We start from the raw sequence: 9362 nt of genomic DNA, 5'->3' as shown, positions 1-9362 counted from the left end.
TGCACTGGTGTGATGTGAACTATCCGCCGGTCGGGGAGAACGCGGTGGGGACGCTGCTGTACTCCTCGGTGACGTTCGATCTGACGATCACGTCGTTGTTCCTGCCGCTGGTCCAGGGGCAGCGTCTGGTGGTTCCGGTCCCCGTGGAGGGGCAGAGTGCGTTCGACGCGGCCATCGACCTGGTGGCGACGGGCATGGACATCGGTTTTCTGAAGGCGACGCCGTCCCATCTGGAGGTGTTGACGGCGACGTTGGAGATGAGTGGTGCGCGGCATGGTGTCGCGACGGTGGTGGCCGGTGGTGAGGATCTGTCTCCGGGGCTGGCGGGGCGGGTGTTCCGGACCGGGCGGCGGGCGACGGTGATCTCCAACGAGTACGGTGCCACCGAGGGGTCCGTGGCGAACGTGATGGCGTTGACGAGTGTCGGTGATCATCCGGTGGCGGGGTCTTCGTCGGTGGGGGTGCCGATCACGAACACGACGGCGTACGTGGTGGACCGGTTCGGGCGGCCGGTGCCGGTCGGTGTTCCCGGGGAGTGCCTGCTGGGTGGTATCTGTGTGGCGCGTGGTTACCTGAACCGTCCGGAGCTGACCGAGGCGCGGTTCGTGCCCGATCCGTTCAGCGCGGTTCCCGGTGCGCGTGTGTACCGTACGGGCGATCTGGTGCGGTGGCGGGAGGACGGCACGATGGAGTTCATCGGCCGTATCGACAACCAGGTGAAACTGCGGGGTTACCGGATCGAGCTGGGTGAGATCGAGGCGGCGCTGCTCACGCATCCCGAGGTGACCGCCGCGGCGGTCACCGTCCGCGACGACGCCAGCGGCGACAAGATGCTCGTGGGCTACGTGGTGCAGGCCGGCGCGGTCGCGCCGTCCTCCGCCGAACTGCGCGCGCACCTGCTGCGCGACCTGCCCGACTACATGGCACCGACCGTGTACGTGACGCTGGAACGGATGCCGCTCACGCCCAACGGCAAGACCAACCAGAAGGCACTGCCCGCGCCCGACGGCCACCGTCCGGACCCGGCCGTCGCCCGCACCTCGCCGCGCACACCTGCGGAAGCCGCGATCGCCCGCATCTGGAGCGACATCCTCGGCATCGACCGCGCAGGTGTCCACGACGACTTCTTCACGCTGGGCGGCCAGTCGATCAAGGCGGTGCGGATCGCCTCGCGGATCCGGGAGGCGGGCTGGCCGGTGACGGTGCAGCAGGTCATGCGGCACACCACGATCGCGACCCTCGCGGCGGCCGTCGCTGGACCTTCGACGGCCGCGGCGGCGGGGCTCACGGTGCCGCTGAGCGCGGCGGACGGTGGCGCCGGGCTGCCGAAGCTGTTCTGCGTGCACCCCGGCGGCGGCAGCGCCCACTCCTACCGGCAGCTGGCCGAGCGGCTGACCGGACGGTTCGAGGTGTACGGCGTCCAGGCCGCCGGCCTCAACCCCGGCGAGGAGCCGCTGCTCGGAGTGGACGCGATGGCCGCCCGGTACTGGAACGAGGTACGGGCCGTGCAGCCGGACGGCCCGGTGCTGCTCCTGGGCTGGTCGACCGGTGCGGTCGTGGCCCAGGAGATGGCGGCGCAGCGGCCGGCGGAGCTGTGCGGAGTGCACCTGCTGGAGCCGGCGGTGACCGGAGCGGAGCGCGAGGCGTGGTTCCTGGGACACGCCGAGGTGTACCGGCGCGCCGCGGAGCTGTGGACACGCGGGCAGAGTGAGTCCGGGCCGGCCCGGGAGGAGACGGCGGCGCAACTCCGGCTGCTGACACCGCGCCTGAACATCGACGAGGGATCGGTGTCGCTGGAGGAGTGGCTGCCGTACGCGGTTCTGGAGGCGGAGGTGCGCTCGCTGGCCGCGCACCGGCCCCGCCCCTCGACGGCGCCCACCACGCTGTACGTCAGCGCCACCGTGCGCGAGGCGCTGCCGGGCGATCCCGACGAGGTGCCGTTCGCGCCGTACACCGCGCACTGGCGCGGGGCGCACCCGCGGGGGCTGGACCTGGTGGAGGTGCCGGGCGGTCATCTGCGCATGGTGAAGGACGACGGACCGCTGGACGCGCTGACCGCACGGCTGGCCGGCGCGGCCCTGATCGGCGCCTGACCCGTCGGTGAAGGACGCGTGACGCGCTCCGCGGCCAGGCCGCGGAGCGCGTCACGGTGGACGGCGGGCAGCCGCGCGGGGCGGCGCCGCCTCACCACCGGGCGGTGACGGGGAAGAAGTCCGGGACCTCGGTGGCCTGGCCGTGCTCCAGGGCACTTCGGTAGACGTACGCGCCGACGGCGAGGTCGAGGACGCCGAGCCCGAACGGGGAGAAGACCACCGTGCGTTCCCCGTCCAGCGTGACGTCGCCGCGCAGGACGTCGGCGAGGGTGCCGGTGAGGAAGTCCCGGTTGCCGTACTCGATCTCGGTCAGGTGCGGCGAGGTCCGCGCGGTCAGGCAGTGGTCCGCGTCGTCGACTATGTTGGCGCACTTGACCATGACCGTCGGGTGGATGTCGCGCAGCGACAGGTTGAGGACGACCTGGCCGGGCCGCAGGACCTGCGCGTCGCACAGCCACGGGGACGGCGCGGTGGTGGCCAGGACGACGAGGTCGGCAAGGGCGAGGGCGCCGTCGATGTCGTCGGTGCGGCTCGCGCTCCAGCCGTGGTCGTCGCGCAGGTAGTCGGCGAAGGTGTCGGCGTAGCCGGCGACGTGGTCGTGCACGAGACACTCGGCGGGTTCCAGACCGCGGGCGGCGAGGAAGTCGGAGACGGTACGGCCGATGACGCCGGCGCCGACGAACAGCACCGTGCGGGGGCCGTCTGCGGTGGCGAGCGTCTCGGCGGCGAGCACCGCGGACGCGGCGGTGCGCGCGGCGCTGATCCGCGAGGCCTCCATGCAGGCGAACGGATAGCCGGTCTCCGCGTCGTTGAGGATCAGGGTGGCGGAGGCGCGCTGGAGGTTGTGCTCGATGTTGGACGGGTAGCTGGCGATCCACTTGATGCCGGAGACCGGCCGGTCGCCGCCGAGGTGCGCGGGCAGCGCGATGATGCGGGCGGAGGGACGGTCGGGGAACCGCAGGAAGTAGCTGTTGGGGTTGACCGTCTCACCGGCGCTGTGCCGGAGGTAGGTGTCGCGGACGATGTCCATGATGCGTGACGGGGAGGCGGCGATCACGTCCTGGGTGATCTTGCCGCCGATGACGTGGAACGTTGGCATGGTGCTGCCTCTCGGACGGTGGGGCGGGAGCGGGCGGAGGGGTGCCGCCGGACGCCGTGGCGTCCGGGGCGTTCGTCACAGGTCGCCGAAGTGCTCGGTCACCCAGGCATCGTTGTAGACGGTGCGCAGGTAGCGTTCGCCCATGTCGGGGGATATGGCGGCGATGCGGGCGCCGCGGCGGTAGCCGACGCCGTGTTCGCGGACGGCGGCGAGGACCGAGCCGGTGGAGCCGCCGACGATCAGGCCCCGGTCGCGGGCGAGGAGCCGGCATTCGCGGATGGCGTCGCTCTCGGCGACGTGGACGACCTCGTCGGCGAGTTCCGGACGGCACAGTTCGGGCCGGCGGCTGGCGCCGAGGCCGGGCAGCCGGCGGGGGCCGGAGGACTGCCCGAAGGTCACCGAACCCTCGGCGTCGACGACGACGATGCGGGTGTCGGGGGCGTGCTCGCGGAAGTACTGGGCGCAGCCGACGAAGGTGCCGGTGGAGCCGGCGCCGACGAACAGCACGTCGACGTGCTCGAGCTCCTTGAGCACGCTGGCGGCGGTCATCTCGTAGTGGGCACGGGGGTTGGCGGGGTTGGCGTACTGGTTGAGCCAGATCACCTCCGGTTCCGCGGCGATGCGCCGGTTGATGTAGGAGATGCGGGACTGGAGGTAGCCGCCGGCGGCGTCGAGGGTGTCGACCACGACGACCTCCGTGCCCAGGACCCGCATCAGGTCCGTGCTGACGGCGGATGTGTTGGGATCGACGACGCAGGTGAATCGGTAGCCCTTGGTCGCGCAGATGGAGCTGAGGGCGATGCCGAGGTTGCCGGAGGAGGACTCGATGATGTGGGAGCCGGGGGTGACGCGGCCGTGGTGCTCGGCGTCCTCGATGAGGCTCAGGGCGGTCTTGAGCTTGACCGACCCGGCCGGGTTGAGACCCTCCAGCTTGAGGAAGACGTCGGCGTCCGGTACGTGGGACCGCAGCCGCAGGAAGATGTCGTCTGTGACGATGTCGTAGGTGTTCTCGTAGATCATGGGTACGTTTCCGCTCTGGCTCGGTGAGGCGGATCGGGACGGCCGGCGCCGGGGTCACAGGTCCCCGTGGCAGGAGCGTTGGTCCGGGGCCCACAGGTCCTCGGTGCCGGTTTCGGCGGGGCTGTACTTTCCGAGGGCGCTGATCAGCAGGCGCATCTCCAGTTCGAAGGAGCGCACGAGGCGGACCAGTCCCTGCTCCGGGTCCTCGTCGGCGGCGATGAGCGCGGCCCGGCCGATGCCTACGGCGGTGGCGCCGAGCGCCAGCAGCTTGACGGCGCGGGCGCCGTCGGCGACGCGGCCGCTGGCCAGCAGCGGGCCGTCCGGGGTGCCCACCCGCCGCAGGCACTCGGCGAGCGGCAGGCCGACGTGGCCGGTGAAGGACAGCGGCGCCCAGCCGGTGCCGCCCTCGGCGCCGTCGACGGTGACGGCGTCGGCGCCGGCCGCCCAGGCGACCGTGGCGGCGAGGCCGACGTCACGGCCGGGGAAGAGCTTCACCCAGCGGCGGGCGCGCGGGTAGTTGTTGGCCATGAGGTGGATCTGCTGGCGGAAGATCTCCTCGGTGAGGGTGCCGGGGCAGGAGGCGCGCAGCAGCGGTCCTCCTTCGGTGAGGCGCTCGATCGCGTACTGGTCCTCCAGGCCGGGCGCGGCCTCCTCGCTGACCATGGTCATGCCGCCCAGGCCGGGCTTGGCACCCTGCCCGGCCTTCAGCTCGAAGACGAGGCGGCCGGTGCTGAGCAGCCCGCCCACGGCCGGGTCGCTGTAGACGTGGTTCCACACCTCGGAGTCGGCGTCCTCCGTGCTCTGCTGCACGCACAGGCCGCCCATGCCGTCGGGCAGGTTCTCGGTGTAGGCGTGGATCCGGTCGAGCAGTCCCTTGCGGTGTTCGCCGGCGCTGGAGCGGAAGCCGTTCATCGGGGCGACGTTCTCGCCGATGACCATGGGGATGCCGAGCCGTCCGGCCTGGCGGCTGATCGCGAGGCTGGTGCCGGCGACCCGGGTGGAGCCGAGGGCGGAGACGTACAGCGGCAGCGGTGAGCGCAGGCCGCCGACGACGGTCTCCAGGTCGACGTCGGAGTAGAGGGGTTCGCGGGCGAGGTCGATGAGCTTGGCGAGCCGGCCGGGCATGAAGACCGGCGGGGCGAACCGCAGCCCGTCGACGGCATCGCCGGCGTCGCCGCCGGCGGGTGCGGGGCCCGGTTCGCCGTAGACGACGGTGCCGTAGTCCGCGAGCGGCGGGAAGGCGGCGGCTGCGCCCTCCCGGGCCCGGCGGCGCAGCTCCCGCTCGGGGAAGGCGGGTGCGGTCAGCGTGGTCACGGGGTCACCATCCCGGCGAGCTTCGGGAAGGCGGTGGCCTGCCACACGGAGTCGAGTCCGGCGATCCAGCGGGTCAGCCGCTCCAGGCCGATGCCGAACCCGGCGCTGGCGGGGATGCCGTGGCGGACGACGTCCAGGTACCAGGCGTACTTGGCGGGGTTCTCGCCGGTCTCCCGCATCCGAGTGATGATCTTGGCGTACTCGAACTCCCGCTCGCTGCCGCTGCACAGTTCGCCGCAGCCCTCGGGGGCGATGAGGTCGAAGTTGAGGAGGGTGCCGGGGGCGTCCGGGTCCTCCTTGTCGTAGAAGCCGCGCGAGCCCTTGGGGTAGCCGACGACGAAGAACGGCGCCGCGGAGTGCCGGGAGATCAGCTCCTCGGCCTCCCACTCGATCTCGGTGCCGGGGGCCTGCGGGGAGCCGAGGGCGTGCAGACGCTCGACGACCTCGCCGTGCGGGACGCGCTCGAACGGCGCGGCGACGAAAGCGGTCAGCTTCCCGGGGTCGCGGCCCAGGAGGGCGAGGTCGGCACCGCACTCGGCGACGACCTTGGTGACGGCGTGCCGCACGATGCCCTCGACGAGGTCCATGGCGTCGTCGCGGCCGGCCCGGGCGACCTCGACGTCGATCTGCCGGAACTCCGCGAGGTGGCGGTGGGTCCCGCTGGTCTCGATGGGCTCCAGGCGCACGTTGGGCGCGACGAGGAAGAGCCGGTCGAAGGAGAGGAGGGACGCCTGCTTGTAGAGGATGGCGCTGGTCATCAGCTTGTAGCGGTGGCCGTAGTAGTCGATGTCGACCTGCTTGGCGCCGCGCGATCCGGGGTCGGTGACCGGACCGATGATCGGATGGGCCATCTCGGTCGCGCCGCCGGCCCGCAGGTGCTCCCGGGCACCGTCGACGACGGCCTGCTGCACGCGCAGCACGGCCCGGGTGCGGGGATCGGCGAGCCGCAGGCGCGGCAGCGGGATCATGTCGGGTGCGGGGACGGAGATCGGCCGTTCCATCTGCGTGGTCATGAGATGTCCTCGGGTTGGTCGGGTGTCCTTGCGGGTGTCACGGGGTACGGGGTGCTGCCGCGGCGGCCGGTCAGCGGGCGCCGACGGGTTGCCGCGCGGCCGCCGGGCCGTCGTAACGGTTCATGACGTGGCCGAGCGCCTCCAGCAGGCCGGCCGAGGTGAGGCGGGCCGGGGGGTGCGCGGGGACCAGGTGGTCGATCGGCAGGGACCCGGTGCTGGTCCACTCCAGCCGGCCGCCGGGGGTGACGACGGCGGCCGTGCGGCCGGCGTTGTCGGGGTGCATGCAGTACGGGACGTCCAGACGGCCCTGGGCGAAGGCCTGCACGAGCGCTTTGCCGACGTCGGCGTTCAGATCGAGGACCGCGTGCACGATGGCCAGGGCCTCGGCCTTGATGCCGGTGTCGGGCGGCGGCGCGGCGGGCGGCGGGGTGGCCGCGGCGGCGGCGCCGCAGCGTTCGAGAGCGGTGATGTTCTCCGCCACCGTGGGGATACGCACCGCCTCGGCCGCGGTCTTGACGATCAGCCGGGAGGCACCGGTGCGCACGGCGAGCCGCGCGGCGTCCTCGACCAGTCCCAGCGCGCCGGCCTCGGTGCGCGGGTACAGGCCCATGTAGGCGTAGAGGACCACGTGCCAGTCGGTGTCCGGAAGCAGTTCCGAGGCGATCGCCCGCAGCGCCGTGACCGCCTCCTCGTCCTGCGCCGGGCTGGTCTGCTGGGCGTAGCTGAGGGAGATGCTGCGCAGCCCGTTCTGGACGAAGAACAGTCCTTCCAGGACGGTGAGGGCCACCAGCAGCGAGGGCGGGCACAACTGGCCGAGCATGCAGCCGCCGAAGCTCTCCAGATGCGGCTCGCGGTCCTGTCCGCGCAGCTCGGCCAGGCGCCGGCAGGCATCTCGCCAGGCGGCGACCGACTTCTGCACCGGGGTGCGGCTGTAGGGCAGGCAGTAGGAGACCGGGCCGCCCTCGGTGGCGTCCAGGCCCGCGGCGACGAGCGCGTCGATGATGCGACCGGGTTGCGCGGAGCCGTGCCGGACCTGGATGGGGAAACCGGGCCCCGCGACCCCGTCGAGCATGGCCCGGGTGACGTCCGCCGGGTGGCTGACGATGGGGTATCCGTTGAGGCTGCCGCCCTCGCGCAGGGTGCGGGAGGCGGCGGCGACGTCGCCGACCCGGGTGAAGCTGTCGATGGTGAGGGTGCCGACAGTGGTCGCGGCCGCGTCCCGGGTGGCGATCAGGCCGGCGCGCATCCGGTCCGGCTCGCCGAACCCCATGCGGGGCTGTACGACAAGGGTGCCGGCGCGGTGGGCGGCCTCGACGGCCGCGTGGAACCCGGCGCCGGCGGGGGGCGGCTCATGAGACGGCATCGGCGTACGCCCTCCGGGGCGCGGCGGCCTGCCGGGCGGTGCGCAGGCGGCGCAGCATTTCCATGAACTCCGGTACGGCCGCGTCACCGACGAGGACCGCGTCGAAGCCGGCCTTCCGCAGCTCCCCGAAGGCCGCCGGATCGGTGGCGCCCGAGGTGTCGAGCTTGCCGCCGATGACCAGCGGGACGCCGTCGAGCCGCGGGACGGCGCGGACGGCGCGGGCCAGCCCCTCGCCCTCGTGCCGCCCGTGGCCGTTGACCGTGCTGATGACGATCAGGTCGGGTCGGTCCTGGACCGATTCGGCGACCAGGGTGGCGACGGGCAGGCAGGCGCCGAGGTTCGTGACGTGCCAGCCCTGTTCCTCCATCAGGAGCCGCAGGAACAGCAGGTTCCAGGTGTGGGAGTCGGACGGGATGCCGCCGAGGACAGCCCTGGGGGGCCGGCCGGCCGCCGGACCGTTCAGCGGGGAGGGTGGGCGCGCATTCACAGGTGGACCTGCCTTTCTTGGACGTCGGAGACGGGCGGCGGGCGGACCGGTACCCGGCACTCGTGGTCTGGTTCGGTGCTGTCGCGGGCCACGAGTGGCGTCATTCATCGTGGGTCGCGGCCGCGCCGGCGGTAACTGGGTACTTGTGGCCATCCGCCGCTCTCGGCACTTCCGCCCACTGCACGCGCCTGCCGCCCGGTCCTAGCGTGGCCGTCGCGGGCCGGGACCCGCCTACCGCATGACGACCTACCGCGCAGACGATGTGGGGAGCGAACGATGACTGGTCACCAGCCGGACTTCCGGGACGAGCGGCCCGGTACGACCGAGGCGCGGGACGCGTTCTGGCGCGAGCTGCGGGCAGGGCTCGAACCGCTGGAACTGCCCTGCGACCGCCGCCGCCCCCGGGACGCCGAAGGGAGTACGGGCGAGGTGGCGTTCACCGTGCCGGCTCCCGTCGCGGACGCACTGCGCACGACGGGAGCCGCCGTGGGCGCCGCGCTGCCGGAGGTGCTGCTGACGGCGTTCGTCGTGCTGCTGGCGAAGTACACCCGCCGGGAGGACATCGCGGTCGCCGTCGAGGCGGACACGCAGGACAGCGGCACGGCCGTGCGCGTGGACCTGTCGGGCGACCCGGTGTTCGCCTCGCTCACCGCGGGCGTGGCCGCCGCCGCGTCCCGGGCCGCCGCGTACGCGGGCGCCGAGCTGGCCGACCTACCGCAGGAGCTGCTGCCGGCGGTGTTCGCGACGCGCCCGGCCGGGTCCGGCACCGTCACCTCCACGGCCGCGGGACTGCGGGTCACCGTGGAGGACGCCCCGGCCGGCGCCGCGGTGCACGGCTCGGTGGAGTTCCGCGCGGACCTCGCCACCGCGTCCCGCACGGCCGGGCATTTCGCGGTGCTGTTGGAGGGGGTCGCGGCGGTGCCGGGGGCGCGGTTGTCGGAGTTGGAGGTGTTGTCGGCGGCTGAGCGGGAGC

At 72.9% G+C, this 9362-nt stretch carries 8 protein-coding genes; 2 read left to right on the top strand and 6 right to left on the bottom strand.

From position 1 onward, the window contains the following. On the top strand, positions 1-2093 hold a 2093-nt coding region (locus ACZ619_RS45565), incomplete at its 5' end, for an alpha/beta fold hydrolase (protein WP_469611923.1). A gap of 91 nt (positions 2094-2184) precedes the next feature. On the opposite strand, the gene sbnB is transcribed toward ACZ619_RS45565, so the two are convergent. The 6 genes from sbnB to ACZ619_RS45535 form a co-directional block, all read right to left on the bottom strand. Further along, entirely contained in the window at positions 2185-3192 is a 1008-nt protein-coding gene (gene sbnB, locus ACZ619_RS45560) for a 2,3-diaminopropionate biosynthesis protein SbnB (protein ID WP_469611921.1), read from the bottom strand. A 75-nt stretch (positions 3193-3267) separates the two neighbouring features. Next, positions 3268-4212 (bottom strand): 2,3-diaminopropionate biosynthesis protein SbnA, encoded by a 945-nt coding sequence (sbnA, locus tag ACZ619_RS45555; protein ID WP_469611919.1) that lies wholly within the window; start codon positions 4210-4212, stop codon positions 3268-3270. A 54-nt stretch (positions 4213-4266) separates the two neighbouring features. After that, positions 4267-5526 (bottom strand): glutamate synthase-related protein, encoded by a 1260-nt coding sequence (locus tag ACZ619_RS45550; RefSeq protein WP_469611917.1) that lies wholly within the window; start codon positions 5524-5526, stop codon positions 4267-4269. Next, positions 5523-6539 (bottom strand): asparagine synthetase A, encoded by a 1017-nt coding sequence (locus ACZ619_RS45545; protein WP_469611915.1) that lies wholly within the window; start codon positions 6537-6539, stop codon positions 5523-5525. Before ACZ619_RS45545 ends, ACZ619_RS45550 begins: the two co-directional genes overlap by 4 nt. Before the next feature lie 70 nt (positions 6540-6609). Beyond that, positions 6610-7902: a methylaspartate mutase gene (locus tag ACZ619_RS45540; RefSeq protein WP_469611914.1), complete on the bottom strand. Its 1293-nt coding sequence runs from the start codon at positions 7900-7902 to the stop codon at positions 6610-6612. Continuing rightward, a complete protein-coding gene (locus ACZ619_RS45535; RefSeq protein WP_469611913.1) occupies positions 7889-8389 on the bottom strand; it encodes a cobalamin B12-binding domain-containing protein in 501 nt (166 codons plus the stop codon). The genes ACZ619_RS45540 and ACZ619_RS45535 overlap by 14 nt, the downstream gene beginning before the upstream one ends. Before the next feature lie 276 nt (positions 8390-8665). Here ACZ619_RS45535 and ACZ619_RS45530 point away from each other — a divergent pair. After that, the coding region (locus ACZ619_RS45530) for a condensation domain-containing protein (RefSeq protein WP_469611911.1) at positions 8666-9362 on the top strand (697 nt) is incomplete at its 3' end.

This window comes from Streptomyces sp. NPDC104367, from assembly GCF_055583825.1.
Note: the sequence above shows the minus strand (reverse complement) of the source record. Positions and strands in the feature narration are given on the sequence as shown.